The organism is Streptomyces sp. NBC_00249, assembly GCF_026342355.1.
In the GTDB taxonomy this organism is placed as follows: domain Bacteria; phylum Actinomycetota; class Actinomycetes; order Streptomycetales; family Streptomycetaceae; genus Streptomyces.
Window position 1 is genome coordinate 458,386 of sequence record NZ_JAPEMV010000003.1, and the last position, 19,349, is coordinate 477,734.

Genomic DNA, 19,349 nt, shown 5'->3' on the forward strand with positions numbered 1-19,349 from the left:
ACCGATCACTTCCCGTCCTCGTCCTGCCCTCTCGGGATAACGTGTCGCGCAGGCCGCTGCGGACACAAGTGCCCAGCGGAGAAGGGGGTTTGAGGACGCGATGGCCGCGATTGCCGATGGTCTGGAGCAGTTACGGGAGGCCGACCCGCGCCGCATCGGACCGTACGCGCTGCTCGCGCGGCTGCGGGAGAACGCCTGCGCCGTCGAGTTCGTGGCCCGGGACGCCGACGGCCTCACCGTCACCGTCACCGCCCCCCACCCCCGCCTGGCAGGGTCCCGCGGCTTCGGCCGGAAGTTCGACGCGGAGTCGGCCCTGGCCGCCGAGGTGTCCGGGCCGTGGGTCGCACCCGTACGCGAAGCCGCGGACGGGCGGCTCGTCGCCGCCTACCGGCCGTCACTCACCCTCGGCTCCGCCGTCGACCGGCACGGCCCGCTGCCCGAACACACCCTGCGGATCCTCGGAGCCGCGCTCGCCGAGGTCCTCGTACGCCTGCACCGGCACGTCCCGGTCCACCAGGGACTCGCCCCGCACACCGTGCTGCTCGCCGCCGACGGACCCCTCCTCGCCGGATTCGGCCCGCTCGCCGCGGCCACCGACATCGGCCCGGACGGCGCAGGGCTGCGGCTCAGCCTGGGATTCCTCACCCCCGAGCAGGTCGCCCGGCACACGCCCGGCCCCGCCTCCGACGTGTTCATGCTGGCACTGCTCCTCGTCTACGCCGCCACCGGACGGACCCCCTTCGCCGCGGCCACCCCCGACGGCATCGCCACCACCGCCGCCGACCTCACCGGCGTACCGGAGCCTTTGCGCCCTCTGCTGGCGCGCTGCCTCGACAAGGATCCGGACCGGCGGCCCGCCCCGGCCGACATCGCCGCCGCCTGCGCACCCGGCGGGGCCGCCGCGCTGCTGGAGGCCGGCTGGGTGTCCGGACCGGTCGTCGCGGAACTGTCCGGACAGGCCGCCGCCGTGCTGGCCCTTGAGGCCCCCGACCCGGACCAGGAGACCCCACCCCCCGACACCCGGACCACGACGGAGCCCGGACCCCAGGCCCCTCCCGCGCGGCCCCCGCTCCTCACCCCGGGCCGCCGCGCCTTCCTCGGCACCGCGGCGGGCCTGGCGGTGGGCGCGGGCGGCGGCTGGGCCCTCGCACGCTCCCGCGAGGGCCGGGCCGCACCCGAGGCCAAGGCCGCGCCGGGCAGCCAGGCACCCCAGCGCGTCGCCGGGGCGCCGCCCGCCGCGCTCTGGTACTACAAGGCGCAGGACCTGATCGGGAATCCGTGCGTGGCCCACGACCGCACCCTGATCCTGCCCGCCTACGGCCGCACCGTCGGGCTGGACCTGCGTACCGGGAAGGAACGCTGGGCCAAGGAGATCCTGTGCGCCAACGGTCCCGTCCCCCTCCGCGACGACCTCATGCTCGTCTCCACCGACCGGGGACTCCTGCGTTTCTCCTCCGAGACGGGCACGGTCCGCGACACGGACGCGAGGCTCTACGGAGCCGGCGAGATCCTCGCCCGGGACGGCGACCGGCTGTGGTTCATGGGCTATGTGAAGGACGCCAAGGCCGATGCGGACAAGGGGAGTTTCCTCATCTGCTACGACGCCTGGGCGCGCGAGGAGGTGTGGCGCGTGGAGGTCCCCGACGGCTACGAGAAGGACGGCGTCACCGGCGTCCTGGGCGAGACGGCCCTGTTCCTCCAGCGCTACACGGACCCCACCGTCGGCGAGGGCAAGGACAACCCCGCCGTCTTCCTCGCCGTGGACCGCGCCACCGGACGTACCCGGTGGGAGAAGTCGTACGGCGAGGTGGCCGTCAAGAACTACGCGTGGCTGTCCTCCGCCGGCGTCCTCTACGCGGAGGACCGGTCGGCGCTTCGGGCGTACGACCTGGAGAGCGGCAAGGAACTCTGGGCGAAGGGCGGCGGGGGCGACGACGAAATCGTGGCCCCGCGTGCCCTCCTGGCCCTCGGCGGGGCGCTGTACGTCGCCGACAGCGCCAGGCGCACGCACCGCGTCGACGCCCGGAGCGGCCAGACCCGCTGGACCATGCGCCCACTGAACGAGTACGGCGAGCCCACCAACTACGAAGGCGTGGCGGCCGGGTTGTCCGGCACCCCGCTGTACCGCCTCGACTGGGAGGAGATCACGGCCCACGACCCCGAGGACGGCAGGATCCTGTGGGTCTTCCAGGGCGTCGGGGCCTCCCCGGAGCAACGCGGTCTGCTCTGGCGGATCTTCAGCGGGACGCACACCGCCGTGTTCTCGCAGGAGTACAGCAGCGACTACTTCGGCCTCCCGGTCGGATGAGCGCCGTGGACGGGGCCGAGGGCGCCGCACCGCTCCAGCCGCTGGGCCCCGCCGATCCGGAGAGGGTCGGCGGCTTCACCCTGCTCGGCCGGCTCGGCAGCGGGGGGATGGGTACCGTGTACCTGGCCCGGTCGGCGGGCGGGCGCGTCGTCGCCGTGAAGACGGTGCACGAACGGCTCGCCCGCGAACCGGAGTTCCGCGTACGGTTCCGGCTGGAGGCGGAGGCGGCGCGCACCATCGGAGCCCGCCACGGGGCCAGTGTCGTCGACGCCGACACCCAGGGGGCGCTGCCCTGGCTGGCCACGGAGTACGTCCTCGGGCCCTCGCTCGCCGAGACCGTCGAACGGTACGGCCCCCTGCCCGAACCCGCCGTACGGGCCCTCGGGGCCCGCCTCGCCCGCGCGCTCGCCGACCTCCACGCGTCGGGCATCGTGCACCGGGACCTCAAGCCCTCCAACATCCTGATCACCGCCACCGGCCCGAAGATCATCGACTTCGGCATCGCCCGGGCCCTCGGCGCCCGCCGGCTCACCCGCACCGGACAGGCGGTGGGCACACCCGCCTACATGTCCCCCGAACAGGCCACGGGACAGGAACACGACCCGCCGGGCGACCTGTTCGCCCTGGGCGGCGTCCTGGTGTTCGCCGTCACCGGCCACGGGCCGTTCAAGGGCGCCCAGGGAGCCGACGTCCTGAACCGCGTCCGGTACGAGGACCCGGACCTCACCGGGGTCCCGCCGTCACTGCTCCCGGACCTGACGGCATGCCTGGCCAAGGCACCGCCGACGAGGCCCTGGCCCACGGACCTCGCCGACCGGCTGGAGGACGGCCCCGGCGACTTCGCCACCCTGCTCCCCGGCCCGCTCCTCGCCGACCTCGGCCGCCGCGCCGCCGGGGTGTGGGACCTGCGCCCCGCCAGACTGCCCGGCCCCGCGCGCGAGCCGGACGGACCGCCACCCGCCGCACCCCTGTCGAGGCGGCGCCTGCTGCTCGCCGGCACGGGCACGCTGGCCGTGCTCGGCACGGGGGGTGCGCTCTGGGCGCGCTACGGCGCCGGCCCGGCGGGAACACCCCGTGCGGCGAAGCCGTCCCGGCCGCCCGGCCTGGCCCCCGACCCGCTGTGGACCTTCCCCGCCGGGGCCGAGACCACCGTCCAGGGCGTCAGCAACGGGGTGGTCGTCGTCTCCGTCGGCAACGAGGCCAAGCGGCGTTCGCTCGTCGGACTGGACGCCAGGACCGGAAAGCCGGTCTGGCACCAGCCCCGCTACGTGGCCTTCGTCGACTCGGGGGCGGGACAGCTCCTCCGGGAGTCACAGCTGAGCTGGGACGGGGACCACGACGGCCCGCTCTTCCGCCTCGACCCCGCCACCGGGGCCCTCACGCCCCTCTTCGGAGCGTTCGGCGCCGTGCTGCCGCTGTCGGACTGCGGTGTCACGGCCGTCGCCGACGGCACGCTGTACCTCAACGGCTTCGTGCGCCAGGGCCCGCGCCTGAGCCGGGTCCCGGCACTCGCCGCGTACGACATGGCCGGCGGGAAGCAGCTCTGGCTGAGACGGACGGGTGACCGGTACCCGTCGGGGCCCGGCGCGGCCACCGGCGACCTGCTCCTGTACAAGACGACCCAGGAAATCGTCGGCGTCGCACGCTCCGACGGGCAGGAACGCTGGCGGGTCAAGCTCACCACGGACGTCCTCTCCGACAACGTCCCCCTGACCGCCCGGGCGATGGCGGACGGCCGTGTCCACATCTGCGGGACCGAGGTCAGCGCGGTGGACACTGCCACCGGAAAGCTGCTCTGGCAGGCCCTCGCGGACCGGCCCGCGCCTCGCGGTGTGAGCAAGCGCTACGGGCATCCGGTCGTCCAGGACGGCACCGTCCACCTCATGGCCCTCGACGCCCCCGATCCCCGTGACCCGAACCCGCTCGCCTACACCAGCCTCATCGCGCTGCGGGCATCCGACGGCGCGGTGCAATGGGAGTACCAGACCCGGGTGCCCCTGCGGTACGACACACTGCCGCACATCCACGGGGGCACCTTCTACCTGGACACCGGCCAGGTCGCCCAGCCGCTGCTCCCCATCGGGCTCACGGCGCACCGCCCGCCCTGGACCTACCGGCGCGACACCCAGGACGACGGCCGCTCCTCCCCGACCGGGAACGGGAGCCGTACCGCCCTGCGCCTCGCGGACGGACGGCTCCACCTCTCCTGCGGCCCGGAAGTGATCACACTTCCCCTGGGCTAGGGAAGCTGGATGGCGTTCCAGTTCCAGCCGGCGTTGGCGGGGACGCTGTAGCTGGCGGTGAAGGGTTGGATGTGGCCTGCGTTGTCGGCGAGGCCGGTGAACATGGTGATGGCGCCGTCGGCGTAGCGGTACATCATGCCGATGTCGGTGCGGCGGTCTCCGTTGAAGTCTCCGGAGATGAGCTTCATGGAGTTCCGGTCCCAGCTGTTGGGGGGAACGGTGTAGCCGACGGTGTAGTTGCCGAAGCCGCCGTCGGGGTTGGTGAGGGAGCTGTAGAAGGCGATGGAGGAGTCGGCGTGGTGGTAGACCATGACGGCGTCGGAGCGGCCGTCGGCGTTGAGGTCGCCGGAGTGGAGTTCGATGGCGTTCCAGTTCCAGCCGGCGTTGGCGGGGACGCTGTAGCTGGCGGTGAAGGGTTGGATGTGGCCTGCGTTGTCGGCGAGGCCGGTGAACATGGTGATGGCGCCGTCGGCGTAGCGGTACATCATGCCGATGTCGGTGCGGCGGTCTCCGTTGAAGTCTCCGGAGATGAGCTTCATCGAGTTACGGTCCCAACTGGCGGGCGGAACCGTGTACCCGACGGTGTAGTTGCCGAAGCCGCCGTCGGGGTTCGTGAGGGAGCTGTAGAAGGCGATCGACGAGTCGGCGTGGTGGTAGACCATCACCGCGTCCGAGCGGCCGTCGCCGTTGACATCGCGCTGCGCACCCGGCCGGCGGGTCGTGTCCTTGACCCAGGCGTCCAGGTTGTCGATGCGCGCGGAGACCGCCCCGGTACGGGTCTCGGTGGCGGGCATGCCCAGGCAACCACCCTGCCATGAGCGGCTGTTGACGCCGACCAGCTCACCGGCCGCGTTCACGAGCGGCCCCCCGGTGTCGCCCTTGCAGATCGCGTCCGTGCCCTTGCCGGTGACCGCGAGGGTGGTGGCGTCGGCGGAGTTCGCGGTGAAGGCGCCGGTGTGGAGCTTGTCCGGCACCCACTGCGTTCTCGTACGTCCGAACCCGGCCGCGGTCATGTCGGCGCCCGCCGCCGGGGCGGCGCCGGCGCGTCTGATGCCCGTGATCCCGGTGGCGGGGGCGGCGAGCCTGGCCAGCACCAGGTCGCGGTCGGTGCGCGGTACGAGATCGGCGACCTCGACGGTCTTCCCGGTGCTCAGGGTGGCGGTGCTCCTCGACGCGGGCTTCCCGGCGGGGAGCGTGCTGCCGGGGGTGGAGGCGAAACAACTGGCGGCGGTGGCGATCCACCACTCGTCGAGCAGGGTGCCCGTACAGGCGCGGGAGGTGGCCTCGTCACCGATGTTCAGCCGCACGACGGAGGCGTACGATCCGGCGGCGGCCTCGGGACCGGCCACCGCCTGTGCGGGGGCCGCCGACATCAGGCCCGCCGAGACCACGGCGGCCGACAAGAGGAGGCCGGTCATCCGCGCCGGGCGCGGACGGGGTGCAAGCATGCTTCTTCCTTCGGTCGGACAGAGGTGGGGGAAGCGCGTGAGGCGGTGAGGCGGGTGAAGAGGTGGAGCGGCGGGCCTACTTGGCCGTGCGGATCTCCATCAGCATGAAGTCGCGGCCCTGCTCGTCCGCGCTCTCGCCGACCGGGGTCCAGGCGTTCTTGTTCACGTCGAACGTCTTCGACTCGGTGCCGACGGACATGTCCACCTTGGTGGTGTAGTCGTTGCCCTTGACCGCGAAGACCGCCGGGATCTCCATCGTCAGGTAGCCCTGGGTGCCGGTGACGCGGAAGCAGATCTTGTCGTTCGCGCGGGACCAGATCTCCAGCAGGCCGGTCGCACCGGTGCAGTCGGCGAGTGTGATGTGGCCGTCGCCGCGCTTGAGGGTGATGTGCTGCTCGGCGAGGATCTTGTCCGCGTTCGGGTAGCCGAAGTCCTCGATGGCGTAGCCCGGCCCCTCGTCGGCGACCGCCTGCAGGGAGGCGGTGTCGCCGGCGGCAGCCCCGCCGGTGGGCGCGCTCGCGAGCGCGAACCAGGCCAGGGCGCTCGCGGCCACGGCCGCGCAAGCGGTCCGCACCATTGCCTTACGTGCCTTCATCACTGTCCTCTTCGTCGGTCCCGGGGATTCCGGAACATGTTTCGGCGCGGAGGGGAAGGCCACTCTTAGGCCACATTTAAATCCCGCGCTCCCGTAAAGATCAAATCAATGTGACCGGTGTGTTTCGGGTCCCGAAAAAATACCGGGCGGTGGGAAAGCGGCAGGATAGTGAACCCCCGCGGCCACCCGTATGGAAACACCCGGTACGGCACTCGTCCATACGTGCAAACACTCTCAAACAGGGGCGATTTGGCTTCATTGAGAGTGAGCTGCGCCACTTTTGTTGGAAGTGGGGATTCCATATTCGGGGCGGGCAGAGGGATGCGGCCCTATTGCGTTGCGACGTCTGGTCAATACGCCGTGCGCCGCATAGGGTCCGATGCGCATCCGCCGTGTCCTCGGTCAACTCACCGACATGCCGCAGGCGCGGGAATGGCCAGAAAAACCCTCTGTCTGGCGACATGCCGACGTGCGCGCACTGCCCGCCAGGCGCCGATCCCGAAGGAATGTCTTGGACACCACCTATTGGAGCAGGCGGCGCATTCTCGGCGCCGTCGCCGCCACCACGGCCGCCGCCACCACCTCCAGCCTCGTCCTCAACCCCTCGGCGGCGTGGGCCGCCACACAGCGGGCGGGATCGGGCTTAGCCGCCGACGGTGGCGAGGGCGACCCCTTCCGGCTGCCCGACACCGACCGGGCCAAGGTCGTCAAGGCCTGGCTGCTGGGCGGCAAGGCCGTCCGCGCCGCCGCGGCCGCCGCACTGACCGGTTCCGACGCCGACGTACAGAACTTCCTGACCGTCAGACTCCCCGCGGAGACGGCGGTGGACAACCGCGTCGCGATCGTCACCTCCCTGGCGGGCGGCGGCAAGGGCACCCGGCGCGAGGCCGCCGCCGCACTCGGCGGCGGCGACGCCGCCATCGCCGCCTACCTCGCGGGCGGCTTCAAGAGCGCCATCGCCGAGGACCTGCGCGTGGCCACCTCCACCGTGATGGCCGTCGGCGGCAAGGCCGTCAACCGGGCGGGGAACACGGCGCTCAACGACGGCGGCCAGGGCGCTCTGGAGACCTTCCTCCTCGACGGCCAGTACACGGCCCGCCTGGAGGACATGCGGGTCGACGCCTCCAAGCTGATGGTGCAGGCGGGCCCGGAGGTGCAGAAGTACGCCTCCCGGGCCCTGTCCGGCACCCCCGGCGACATCGAATGGTTCCTGGACACCGGCCAGCACATCGCCCGGGCCCGCGACCAGGAGGCTTCGAAGATCCAGGAACTCGTCGCGGTGGTCCAGCGCGAGGGCAAGAGGGCCGACGCGATGACCAAACAGGCCGAAGAGGCCTCCGCCCGCGCCGTGGAGGCCGCTGCGAAGGCCAAGGAAGCGGCGGAGAAGGCCGCGTCCGAGGCCCAGGCGGCGCAGCAGGACGTGGCGAAGGCCGGCAGGGCGGCCCGTAAGGCCTCCGAGGCCGCGCAGGGTGCGGCCGACGCGGCACGGGTCGCCACCAGCGCCTCCCACGCCGCCATCCAGGCGTCCCGCCGCGCCGCCTACGCCGCGGCCGGCGCGAGCCAGGCGGCGGCCACCGCGGGCTCCGCCGCCGCCCAGGCCTACAGCGCCGCCATCGCCGCCTCCCAGGACGCCTCCCGGGCGGCCTTCGCCCGGGACGCCGCCGTCAACGCCCGGATGGCCGCCTCCCAGGCCCGCACCGCAGCCCAGGCCGCCGACCAGGCCGCGACCGCCGCTTCCCAGGCCGCGGGGGCCGGGTCGGCGGCCGCGTCCGCGGCACGCAACGCCGCCGCCGCGGCGGACGCCTCCGCGGCCGCGGCCGGTGCCGCCGGAGCGGCTCAGGCCGAGGCCGCCGAGGCCAAGCGCCAGGCGCAGATCGCCGGTGCGAACGCCCAGATCGCCACGAACGCCGCCGGTACGGCGCAACTGCTGGCGAACACCTCCGCGACGGCAGCCCGCGCCGCCCGCGACGCAGCGAACAGCGCGGCCGGACACGCCGACAAGGCCGCCACCGCCGCCGAATGGGCGGTCCAGTACGCGGGCCAGGCCGTCGACCACGCCAACAAGTCCACCGAGTTCGCCAACGAGGCCACGATGGCCGCGAACACCGCCACCGACGCCGTCACCCAGGCGGTCGCCGTGGAGCAGAGCGCGCGGGAGGCCGAATGGCAGCGCCTGGACCACGACATGCGACAGGCGACCGTGGAGACCCGCCAGCTCGCCCAGATCGAAGCGAGCGAGAAGGCCGGGTTCGCCCAGCGCCGCACCCAGGCCGAACAGGCCGAGCAGGCCACGAAGGACCTCGTCGCCCAGGCCGAGGCGGCGCTCCGGGCCGGTGATCTGGCGGGCGCCGCCACCCTCGGGCGCAAGGCGGCCCTCGCACTGATGGGCTCCCGGGGCTCCTGGTCCCAGGAAGCCGCACGGTTCGCCCTGGCCGGTACGGACGCCGACGTGCACGTCTGGGTCGACACCGACCGGCGGATCGCGCAGCGGCAGGACGACCGGGAGACCAGCCTCTACCTGGCCCGGACCTGCGCCCCGGACATCGCCCTGGCCGCCAGCCAGGCGCTGGCGAGCAACGACCCGGACGCCGCGACGAAGTTCCTCGGCGCGGGCGTCGTCCAGGCCGCCGCCATGGACAACCGCGTGGCCGTCAGCCGCGTCGCGGGCAACAGCCCCGGCCGGGCGGTGGCGAAGGCGGCGAACGACGCACTCGACGCCGGCACGCCCGAGGCGATGTACACCTTCCTCAGCAGTACGTACGAGGCGGCGCAGCAGGAGGACGACGCCGTCGCCACCGCCGCCCTCATCAGCACCGGAGGCCCTTACACCAAGGCCCATGCCCAGGCCGCGATGGAGGGACCGGCATGGATGCGCCGCAACTTCCTCGCCTCCGCCCAGTACAGGACGGCGCAGCTCGACCACGACTCGGCCACCCACATCGCCGCCATGCAGGGGGCGATCGCCGCCGCCGCGAAGATCGCGTACCGGGCGCAGGAGGACGCCGCCCGGGCCCAGGAAGCCGCGGCGAGGGCCCGTGACGCCGCCGCGGAGGCCGTGGAGTGGGCCCAGCGGGCGACACAGTCGGCGGCGCAGGCCGCCACCTCGGCACAGCAGGCCAACACCCTCGCCGCCAGCGCCGAACAGTCGGCCCGGTCGGCGCAGGCCTCGGCGGACAGGGCGAAGCAGGCGGCCGCGGTCGCGCGCACCGCCGCACGCTCGGCGAACCACTCCGCCAACCGCGCCGTGGACTCCGCCTTCCAGGCGGTCGCCTCGGCCAACTCCGCCCAGTCCTCCGCCACTTACGCCTACACCTCGGCCGCCCAGGCGGGCCGGAGCGCGCAGGAAGCGGCGCAGGCCGCGCACGAGGCGCTCGGGATCGCCGTGCAGCAGCGGGCCGCCGAGGTCGCGGCGGAGGCCAGGAGGGCGGCGGAGGAGGCACAGGCGGCCAAGGACGCCGGCCGCAACCCCTGCGACATCCCGGACAACGACAGCGTCAAGGGCGGCCTTCCCTGGTGGAAGGAGGACGCGCGGTGGCTGGCGGACGCCACGAACGCCCTCAGCATCATGTTCGGGTTCGCCGCGGCCTTCACCGGCCTCGCCGGCCTGGCCATCGGTGTGTTCTTCCCGCCCGCCGTTCCCTTCGTGGAGCACCTCGCCAGCGGCTTCGCGTACACCTCCCTGGCCTTCGGCGGACTCAGCACCCTGTTCACCGGCATCGGCTACGGATGGACGAGCAGCCAGTTCAAGTCGTCCATGGCGAGCACCGCCCTGGGCGTCCTGACCTTCGGCCAGTCCTTCTGGATCGGGAAGCTCGGCACCCTCGGCGGCAAGGCCGTGGCTCCTGTGGCCACGAAGCTCACGCAGTTCGGGCACGACCTCATCTCGCCCGTGACCGGGGTCCTGTCCATGTTCTAGACGGCGGGAGGACGGCGGGAGGACGCGGGCGGGAGGACGGCACGCACCGGGGCGGGGCCGACGGCGGACGGGCCGCCGGCCCCGCCCGGGCTGCCACGGCGCTCACTCCAGCAGCGCCGCCACCGGGGACATCGGGTCCCAGCCGGGGTCCCGTCCCGTCAGTCGGGCGGTGACGCGCGACCAGGCGTCCGGGTCGGTGCCGAGGCGGGCGGCGACCAGACCGGTCAGCTCGGCGAGGGCCGCGCCCGCCTGGGCCGGGGCGTCGGTGCGGCGTCCGGCCGCGCCCAGGTAGGCCAGCGTCACCGCCGCCGGGGCCGCCGTGTGCAGCAGGTCGGAGCCGGTGAGCGCGCCCGACGCCAGCAGCCCGTCCAGCTGCGCGGTGGGCGGGCAGTGGTACAGCCCGCCCAGACCGTACCGGGCGCGGGCCCGGGTCAGCTCCGGGCCGCCGGGCAGCCCCTGGGCTCCGGGCTCGTCCAGCAGACGGGCGTGGCGCAGCCGCAGATCCGCCGGGGCGCCCCGCAGGTTCACCAGGAGCCGCCAGTTCGGGAGCGGATCCTCCTCGTGCGCCGCCTCCAGGGCCGCCCAGTCGTACCCGACGAGCGCGGCCCCCGCGGCGCTCGCCGTCTGCCAGGGGTGCTCGGCCTTCCGCAGCCGCGCGACGAGCTTGGCCGGAGCCAGCTCACGGTCGGCCCGCGCCCGCAGCACCGCCGCCGGGTCGGCGGATCCGAGGGCCTTCACGCACAGCTTCGTGACGGCCTGACCGAGCAGATCCCGGGACACGAGAGCGGCCAGCCGCCCGGCGCCGCCGTGCTCGACCAGGTTCAGGCAGCCCAGCACCTGCTGGACGAGGCCCAGTTCGGAGCCCTGGCGGACGAACACCTCCTCGATCAGCTCCGGTTCGGCCGAGGACAGCCAGCGGGTGCCGCCGGCCGGGGAGGCGGCAGGGTCGGCCCGCAGCTCCGCCAGGGCCAGGGACCCGACCGTGGGGCCGTCCCCGGCGGACCGGGGACGGGACCGGGCCACGACGCGGCGCGCGAGGTGCTGCGGGCAGCCGCGGTGCAGCAGGACGAGGTCCACCTCGGGATCGTCGAGGCCGACCAGCCGCTCCGCCGTCGCCTCGGACAGGCGGCGCCCGTACGAGGCGAGGAGCCGCAGCGCCCGCGGCTCGCGCAGGGCCAGCAGCCGGTCGAGGACCACGTCCGGGACGGTGTCGTGGCGCAGCGCGTACGCGGCGAGCAGCCAGGGGCCGTCGGGCCCCAGGAGCGGGAGGACGGCGTCGACCACCTCGGCGTCGGCCAGGCACAACAGGGTGCCCGCCGGCCAGACCCACAGGTGGTTGCCGCGCTCCGCCAGCCGGATCGCCTCGTCGGGAGTACGGGGGCGGGGCGTGGACGTACCCGCCGCCGGCTCCTCCAGCGGACGGCCGAGGCCGGCTCCTCCCGCGCCGCCGGACCGGGCGAGGCGCAGCAGCTCCACCCAGCTGAGCCCGTCCGGGCCCGTCCCCGCAGCCGGCCCGCCGGCCGCCGCAGCCGTCTCCGCCAGCCGCAGCCAGGCCTGCGGATCGGCACCGAGTTCGCTGCGCAGCAGGCGGGCGACGGCGGCCCGCCACGCGCCGGGGAAGCACAGCCGCCGCCAGTCGTGCGGGAGCCGCAACAGCCGCCGCGCCGGGATCAGGCCCGGCAGCTCGTCCGCCGGGAGGAGGCCCTGGACGTAGGCCCGTTCGGTGGCTTCGGCGCTGGAGCCCCAGGTGTCCGGAAGCTCCCGCCGGACCTCGTCGCGGTCCGGCGGGGTGTGCCAGCCGCCCGCCGGGGCCGCCACGCCCCGCGCCGCGCAGGCACGGACCAGCCACTGCGGGGTGCCGAGTCCGGGGGAGTCCGCCTGGCGGTGGTGCGCGAGGAACCGCAGGACACCGGGCTCGTCGGGCAGCGGGGCGCCCTCGGGCGCGAGGGCGCGGAGCAGGTCGAGCGCCGCGAGCCCGGCCCGCTGCACCGGCGTACCGGGAGCCCGCGGCGGCTCGAAGACCACCGGCGGGTCGGCCGGCGCGGCGGGACCGGCCGCGGGCCCGTCGGGCCGGGCTCCGGTCCGGCCGGGGTTCGGGGCGGTGGGCGAGGGCGGGGCGGTCCGGGCCGCGGCGGTGATGAGTTCCCGCAGGGTGCCCCGGTGTTCCGGCAGCAGGGTGTCCAGTGCGGTCCAGGCCTCGGGGTGGTCGCCGAGGTGGGCGGCGGTGAGGGCGCGCAGTTCGGCGAGGGCGGCGGCCGGGAGGAGGGAGCGGTCACCGAGCACCGCCAGCGCCTTCACCGCCTCCACCGCCGGGCGGGCCGTGCGGATCAGCTCGACGGGATCGAGCAGCCCGGCCGCGACCACCCCCTCCGCCCACCGTGCGGCGCCCGGGTCGAGGGGCTCCTCGGCCAGCCGCCGCGCGGGAAGGCGGACGTTCCCGGTGCGCCGGCCCGCCGTCCGCCAGGGCTCGTTCAGCACGCTCAGCCGGAACGCCAGCCGCTGCGCGTCGTCGGCGTCCTGGTGCCGGGCCAGCTCCTCGCAGGCCCTCGGCATGAAGGGGGACTTCGCGTGCGCCTCGGCGAGGGCCGCCACGTCCTGGACGTACGGCTCCGCCAGCAGGTCGCGCAGGCTGCTCGTGCCCCGGGTGGTGGCCAGCAGGCCCGGCAGCCGCGCCGGGTCCTCGTACGGTTCGCACCGCTCCCGCAGCCGGCGCAGCGCCCCCGGACCGTCCGCCTCCGCCTCCGCCTCGGCCAGCGCGCCGGTGACGGCCGCGACCACGGGCCCGGCCAGGTGCCGGGCGGTGGCCGGGTCGGCCAGTAGAGCGCGCACCGCCCCGGCCCCGGCGCACTCCCACACCCTGACCAGCGCGTACTGCTGGGCGACCGTGCGGACGCCGTGGTGCAGAGCCCGCGCGACGAGCTGCGGATCACCCGAGCCGAGCAAGGGGGTGAGCCAGGTGCCGGGGAGGCGGGCGCCCGGGTCGGTCAGTTCGGCCCGCAGCTCCGCGTCCATGGGTACGGCGGCCGACCGGTGTGCGAGGGTGCGGCGCAGCGACTGGGTGGCGCGCGGGTTGCGGTACACGGCGGCCCCGACACGGGCGTCCCCGACGGCCACCAGCCGGGCCAGCACCCGCGTGTCGAGGCGGGAGTGGCGGGCGAGCGCGACCCGGATCCGGGAGTCGCCGTACTCCGTCACGGCGCGGACGGCGACCGGGCCGGGCAGTGACCCCGAGGCCAGCAATGCGTCGAGGGTGCGGTCCGGCAGCGCGGCCAGGGCCACCGCCGCGTGCTCCGCCGGGGCGTGCTCCAGCAGCAGGGCCAGCGTGGTGTGGACGCTGCGGGGCGCGGGCGCGCGGACCTCACCCGGCGCGGCGGCCGGGGCGGGCGGCGGTACCTCGGCCAGCAGCGCGGGCAGCGTGCCCTTGTGGGCGGCGAGCGCGTCGTGCGCACCGAGCCACCGCTCGGCGCGGTCCCCGAGGTGTTCCCGTACCAACTGCCGCAGCAGCGCGGCGGTTTCGCCGTCGACGCCACCGGCGGCCGCGACGCCCGCCCCGACGGTACGCGCCGGGCGCCCCTCCGCCACGAGCCGCAGCCCGGTCCCCATCGGCACCGAGGGTGCCGGGGCAGGGGTGGACGCGAGGAGGGTGCGCAGCACCTGACCGGCCGAACTGTCATGCGAGTACGTCATGGAGCCATGCTAGGAAGGGGGTCTGACATCCTCAGCAGACCGGCCGCCGCCCCGCGTCCCGCGCCGCCTCCTCCTCCGCCGCCACGGGTGTCGGAAGCTCCAGGTCCGGCTGGCCGAGCGCGATCAGATGCCCCGTCAGCCCGGCGCTCACCCCGCCGCCCTTCGCTACGACCCGGCCCGTCGACACCGCCGTCAGGGTGCCGAGCGCGGCGACGTACGCGACGAAGCTGTCCGTGTCCCGGCGGTGGCGGGCCGGATCCCGGAAATCGCCGAGCGCCGGGTAGCCGTCCTGCCCGGTGAACGTGTACGAGGTGGTCACCAGCCGGTAGCTGACGTCCAGCCGCAGCGCCGCGCCCCCGATGCGCACGTCGGCGGGGGACACCCGGTCCCCGGCGCGCCCCGCCGCGTCGAAGGAGTACCGGACGTTGTCCGACACCGCCAGCGGCGCGTACGTCAACCTGCCGCCCGCGTCCAGCGCCCACTGCTGCTCCAGCGCGTCGTGCAGCTGCCGGCCGCTGACGGTGGCCGTGACCAGGGGGCTGCCGTACCCGACGGCCCGCCAGGCCCGTTCGAAGCTGACCGGGTCCTCCACGGCGGAACCCAGCAACAGGTCCGTGTTGACGACACTGCGGCCGGTCCTCGGGGCCAGCGCGATCAACGCCAGGTCGGCGTGGCCGCCCCCGGGGCGGGGACTGGTGTCGAAGGAGTCCGGGGCCTGCCCCGACGCCCACAGCGCCCAGTCGGCGACGAGGTTGCCCATCGTGCTCTCGCCGGACGGTGACAGGGCCCGGCGGAAGGAGGCGCGCTGCCGGCCGATGGCCGCCGCCCCGTGCCGGGCCGCGTAGCCGTTCCAGTGGTCGACCACCGTGTGCATCTGCGGATCCGGGGTGACGTCACGGGTGTTGGGATGGTTCGTCGAGGTGGTCAGCTCGCGGACCACCGCCCCGGTGTCCGGGTCGAGGCGCAGCACGATCTCGTTGACGATCTGCCCGTGGCAGCCGGCCTCGACGAACGGCCGCGGCCGCCCCGCCGGGTCGGGCAGCATCATCGTGAAGGCGCAGTGCCAGTGCCCGGTCACGATCGCGTCGATGTCGGCGGACACGCGCAGCGCCAGGTCGTACGCCGGTCCGCTCGGGTCGGTGCCCGAGTCGAAGGCGGATCCGGCGACCGCCCCGTCGTGCATGCTCAGCACGATCGCATTGACCCCGCGCGCCTTCAGCTCGGCGGCGCAGCGGTCGGCGGCGGACAGCTCGTCCAGGGTGGTCAGGCCCGGCTGGAAGGAGTTGGAGAACCGCTCCGTGCCCACGGCCGTCAGATGGATGAAACCGACGGGCAGCTGACGGCCGCCCGGGGCCTGGACCCATTCGATGTGGTACGGCGGCAGGACCGTCGCCCCGGCCGGGCCGCCCGCGACGGCGTTCGCGCTGTAGTAGCGGAAGTCGGCTCCGGGGAAGCGCCGTCCGCGCGAGTCCGGGAACGAGTTGGTGCTCCCCGCCCCGTCGTACGGGACGCCCTGCTCCATGTGCTGCACGAGGAACCCGGGCGTGCGGTCGAACTCGTGGTTCCCGGCGGTCGCGAAGTCCAGCCCCAGCAGGTTGAGCGCCTCGATCGTCGGCTCGTCGGCCAGGGTGAAGGCGGGGAACTCCCAGCCCGAGAAGAGGTCGCCCGGCGCGAAGAAGAAGGAGTTCGCCCGCCCGGCCCGCAGCCGCTCCAGGTGCGTGGCCATGTACGCGACCCCGCCCACCGTGTACTTCTGCCCGCCCGCCCCCGTGAGGACCGAGTCCCGGGCCGGGGCGGCGCTCAGGTAGCCGTGCAGGTCGGTGATGTTCAGCAGCTGCACGTCCACGTACCCGGCCGCGCTCGCGGCGTCGGACGCCGCGCGGGTGGCCGCGGCGGCGGTACCGGTGACGGTCCGCAGGCCGAGGGCCCCCGCCGCGGTCAGGAACACGCGCCGGCCGATTCCGTCCATGGCCACTCCCGGGGCGATGTGCGAGGGGTACGAGGGGTAGGAGAGCTGCGATGAGACACGCTCCCGCCCAGTCTTCCCGCCCCGTACGGCCGTCCGGTGTGCGGCGCGGGCCCGCGGGACGAAACTCGGGCGAATTCCGTTCCCGCGGGCCCCTGTTCGGGTGTGTCAGTGCCCGAAGGCGAACCAGTTGACGCTGACGAAGTCGGCGGGCTGGCCGCTGGTGAAGGTCAGGTACACGTCGTGGGTACCGGTGACCGCCGAGATGTTGGCCGGGATCGTCCGCCAGCTCTGCCAGCCGCCCGTACCGGCCACCGAGAAGCTGCCGACCGGGGCGTTGGAGCGGCTGTCGAGGCGGACCTCGACCAGCCCGCTGACCCCGCCGGACGCGCCGCTCGCGACCCGGGCGTAGAACTGGGTCGCCGCCGTGGAGCCGAAGTCCACCCCCTTGTACTGGGCCCAGTCGCCGTTCGCGGCGGCGGCGACGGCCTGGCCGCCGCCGGTGTCGGTGGTGGTCGTGGTGGTCAGGCCCGCCTGGGCGTCGTGGGACTCGGCCTGGAGGGTGGCGTACGCGTCACGGTGCCCGGCCGGCGGGGGACTCGAGGGCGCAGTGCCGGTCGGCGTGGGCGTGGGGGAGGGCGGGGTGGTGCTGTCCGTGCCGCCGCGCCACACGGCGACGTAGTCCACCGTCATGGGGTGGCCGGGCTGCGTGCCCGCGTCGGGGCCGCCCCCGAAGGCAGCCGGGAACTGCCCGCCCATGGCGACGTTGAGGATCAGGAAGAAGCCGTGGTCGGTCGCCGCGTTCCAGGTGGAGGCGTCCATCTGGTCCGCGCGGACGGTGTGGAAGTTGACGCCGTCCAGGTAGAAGCGCACCTGCTGCGGGCTGGTCCCGCGGTCCCATTCGGCGGCGTACGTGTGGAAGCCGGCCTGGCAGCTGAGCGGGGAGCAGACGCGCTGGCCGCCGATGCCCGAGGTCTCGTTGCAGGGGCCGCCGGGGCTGGTGCCGCAGTGCATCGTGGCCCACTCGTTGTTGATGCCCTGGACGTTCTCCATGATGTCGATCTCGCCGACGCCCGGCCAGTTCCACCAGTTGCCGCGGTAGGGGGCGCCGAGCATCCAGAACGCGGGCCAGTACCCCTTCGCGGCCGCACCCGTGACGTCCGGCATCCGGATGCGGGCCTCGACGCGCAGCTTGCCGCCCGCCGGGGGCTGGAAGTCCGAGCGCCGGGACTCGATCCGGCCCGAGGTCCAGTTCCCGGCGGCGTCGCGCTGCGGGGTGATGCGCAGGTTCCCGGCGCCGTCGAGCGACACGTTGGAGGTGGAGGCGGTCATCGTCTCGATCTCGCCCGTACCGAAACCGGCGGGTCCGCCCGGGTAGCTCGTGCCGGTCGTGTACTGCCAGTCGGCGCCGTTCACCCCGGAGCCCGCCGGACCGTCGAAGTCGTCGCGGAAGACCGACGTCCAGCCGGGCGGGTCGGCGGGGACGGAGGCGTTGGCGGGCATCGAGACGAGCACGGCGGCGGCCGGGACGAGTAACGCGGCCACGGCGAGGGCCAGACGCCTCAGCGTCCGGCGGGGCGCGGAGCCCTCGCGCGGGGGATTCTCTCTCATCGGAACCCTCTCTCAGGGGTCGGCTGTGCACAGGGACGAGAGCGCTCTCAGCCATCGAGTGCGCGGCAGCTGTGCTCCTCCGTGCCGTCTACGGGCAAGAAGTGAACACAGGGACAGGGGGGAGCGGCGCTGCGCCTTCGGCTACTGAACCGCCGCGGCCTCGCCGGGCAGTTCGCCCCGGGCGACCACCTCGGCGTACCAGCGGGCGCTGTCCTTCGGGGTCCGCCGCTGCGTCGCGAAGTCGACGTGCACGATGCCGAAGCGCTTGCTGTAGCCGTGCGCCCACTCGAAGTTGTCCAGCAGCGACCAGAGGAAGTACCCGCGGACGTCGGCCCCGTCCGCGATGGCCCGGTGCACGGCGGCCAGATGGGTCCGCAGGTACGCGATCCGCTCGGTGTCGCGGACCCGGCCCCGCGGATCGACGTGGTCCTCGTACGCCGCCCCGTTCTCGGTGACCAGCAGCGGGACGCCGGGCAGTTCGTCGCGCAGCCCCGTCAGCAGCCCGTGCAGTCCGTCGGCGTCCACCGGCCAGTCCATGGCGGTCCGGGGCCCCGGCAGACGGGGGAACCGTACGTGGCCCTCGGCCGCGGGCCAGGGCGAGGGCCGGGCGGAGCTGCCGGCCGCGACGACGGTGGGCGCGTAGTAGTTGACGCCCAGGGAGTCGATCGGCGCGGAGACGGTCCGCAGGTCGCCGTCCCGGACGAAGGACCAGTCCGTCAGCGGCGCGGTGTCGCGCACCAGGTCCTCCGGGAGGCGCCCGTGGAAGACGGGATCGAGGAAGATCCGGTTGCCCAGCGCGTCGATCCGCCGGGCCGCGTCCCGGTCGGCCGCCGAGTCCGTCAGCGGCCGCACCGCGTGCAGGTTCAGGGTCAGGGAGACCTCCGCCGGAGCGGGCAGCGCGGCCCGCAGCGCCCCGACGCCGAGCCCGTGCGCGAGGTTGAGGTGGTGCGCGGCGCGCAGGGCCGCGGCCGGGCTGGTGCGCCCCGGGGCGTGCTCGCCGGAGGAGTAGCCGAGGAAGGCCGCGCACCAGGGCTCGTTGAGGGTGGTCCAGGTCGCCACCCGGTCCCCGAGCGCCTGCGCCGTGAGCGAGGCGTACGCGGCGAAGTGCTCGGCGGTCTCCCGCCGGGGCCAGCCGCCCGCGTCCTCCAGCTCCTGCGGCAGGTCCCAGTGGTAGAGCGTGGCGACCGGCCGGATCCCGGCCTCCAGCAGGGCGTCGGCCAGCCGCCGGTAGAAGTCCAGGCCCTTCTGCACGGCGGGCCCGCGCCCGGTCGGCTGGACCCGGGGCCATGCCACGGAGAAGCGGTAGTCGCTCACGCCGAGGCGCTTCATGAGGGCGACGTCCTCGCGCATGCGGTGGTAGTGGTCGGTGGCGACGTCCCCGGTGTCACCGCCGCTGACCCGGCCCGGCGTGTGGCTGAAGGTGTCCCAGATGGACGGCGTACGGCCGTCCTCGGTGGCGGCGCCCTCGATCTGGTAGGCGGCGGTGGCGGTGCCCCAGCGGAAGCCGCGGGGGAAGCGCAGCCCGGCCGGGGTCCGGGGGCGCGGGTCGACAGTGGTCATCAGAGCGGAACTCCT

Annotated in this window: 9 protein-coding genes; 3 read left to right on the plus strand and 6 right to left on the minus strand. The window is 74.5% G+C overall.

What is annotated here, in order from left to right; genetic code table 11:
* Positions 1 to 100: 100 nt before the first annotated feature.
* Together OOK31_RS16320 and OOK31_RS16325 are read left to right on the plus strand one after the other, a co-directional pair.
* The gene (locus OOK31_RS16320; RefSeq protein ID WP_267087945.1) at positions 101 to 2,308 is read left to right on the plus strand and encodes a PQQ-binding-like beta-propeller repeat protein; all 2,208 of its coding nucleotides are present in this window, start codon (positions 101 to 103) and stop codon (positions 2,306 to 2,308) included.
* Positions 2,305 to 4,551: a protein kinase gene (locus OOK31_RS16325; protein ID WP_267087946.1), complete on the plus strand. Its 2,247-nt coding sequence runs from the start codon at positions 2,305 to 2,307 to the stop codon at positions 4,549 to 4,551. The genes OOK31_RS16320 and OOK31_RS16325 overlap by 4 nt, the downstream gene beginning before the upstream one ends.
* Here the strand turns inward: OOK31_RS16325 and OOK31_RS16330 are convergent.
* Positions 4,548 to 5,999 carry a trypsin-like serine protease gene (locus OOK31_RS16330; protein ID WP_267087947.1) on the minus strand — a complete coding sequence of 484 codons (1,452 nt, stop codon included), beginning with the start codon at positions 5,997 to 5,999 and terminating at the stop codon, positions 4,548 to 4,550. The two genes, OOK31_RS16325 and OOK31_RS16330, sit on opposite strands and share 4 nt — an antisense overlap.
* A 76-nt stretch (positions 6,000 to 6,075) precedes the next feature.
* The gene (locus OOK31_RS16335; RefSeq protein WP_267087948.1) at positions 6,076 to 6,594 is read right to left on the minus strand and encodes a hypothetical protein; all 519 of its coding nucleotides are present in this window, start codon (positions 6,592 to 6,594) and stop codon (positions 6,076 to 6,078) included.
* A gap of 511 nt (positions 6,595 to 7,105) precedes the next feature.
* On the opposite strand from OOK31_RS16335, the gene OOK31_RS16340 reads away from it, so the two are divergent.
* Positions 7,106 to 10,510: an ALF repeat-containing protein gene (locus OOK31_RS16340; protein ID WP_267087949.1), complete on the plus strand. Its 3,405-nt coding sequence runs from the start codon at positions 7,106 to 7,108 to the stop codon at positions 10,508 to 10,510.
* A gap of 102 nt (positions 10,511 to 10,612) precedes the next feature.
* Here the strand turns inward: OOK31_RS16340 and OOK31_RS16345 are convergent, their stop codons facing one another.
* The 4 genes from OOK31_RS16345 to OOK31_RS16360 all read right to left on the minus strand — a co-directional run bounded on the left by OOK31_RS16345 (position 10,613) and on the right by OOK31_RS16360 (position 19,334).
* Entirely contained in the window at positions 10,613 to 14,197 is a 3,585-nt protein-coding gene (locus tag OOK31_RS16345) for a hypothetical protein (RefSeq protein ID WP_267087950.1), read from the minus strand.
* A gap of 31 nt (positions 14,198 to 14,228) precedes the next feature.
* Entirely contained in the window at positions 14,229 to 16,166 is a 1,938-nt protein-coding gene (locus OOK31_RS16350; RefSeq protein ID WP_267087951.1) for a bifunctional UDP-sugar hydrolase/5'-nucleotidase, read from the minus strand.
* A gap of 165 nt (positions 16,167 to 16,331) precedes the next feature.
* Entirely contained in the window at positions 16,332 to 17,774 is a 1,443-nt protein-coding gene (locus tag OOK31_RS16355) for a glycoside hydrolase family 16 protein (protein WP_267087952.1), read from the minus strand.
* A gap of 141 nt (positions 17,775 to 17,915) precedes the next feature.
* Positions 17,916 to 19,334 (minus strand): GH1 family beta-glucosidase, encoded by a 1,419-nt coding sequence (locus OOK31_RS16360; protein ID WP_267087953.1) that lies wholly within the window; start codon positions 19,332 to 19,334, stop codon positions 17,916 to 17,918.
* Positions 19,335 to 19,349 lie beyond the last annotated feature (15 nt).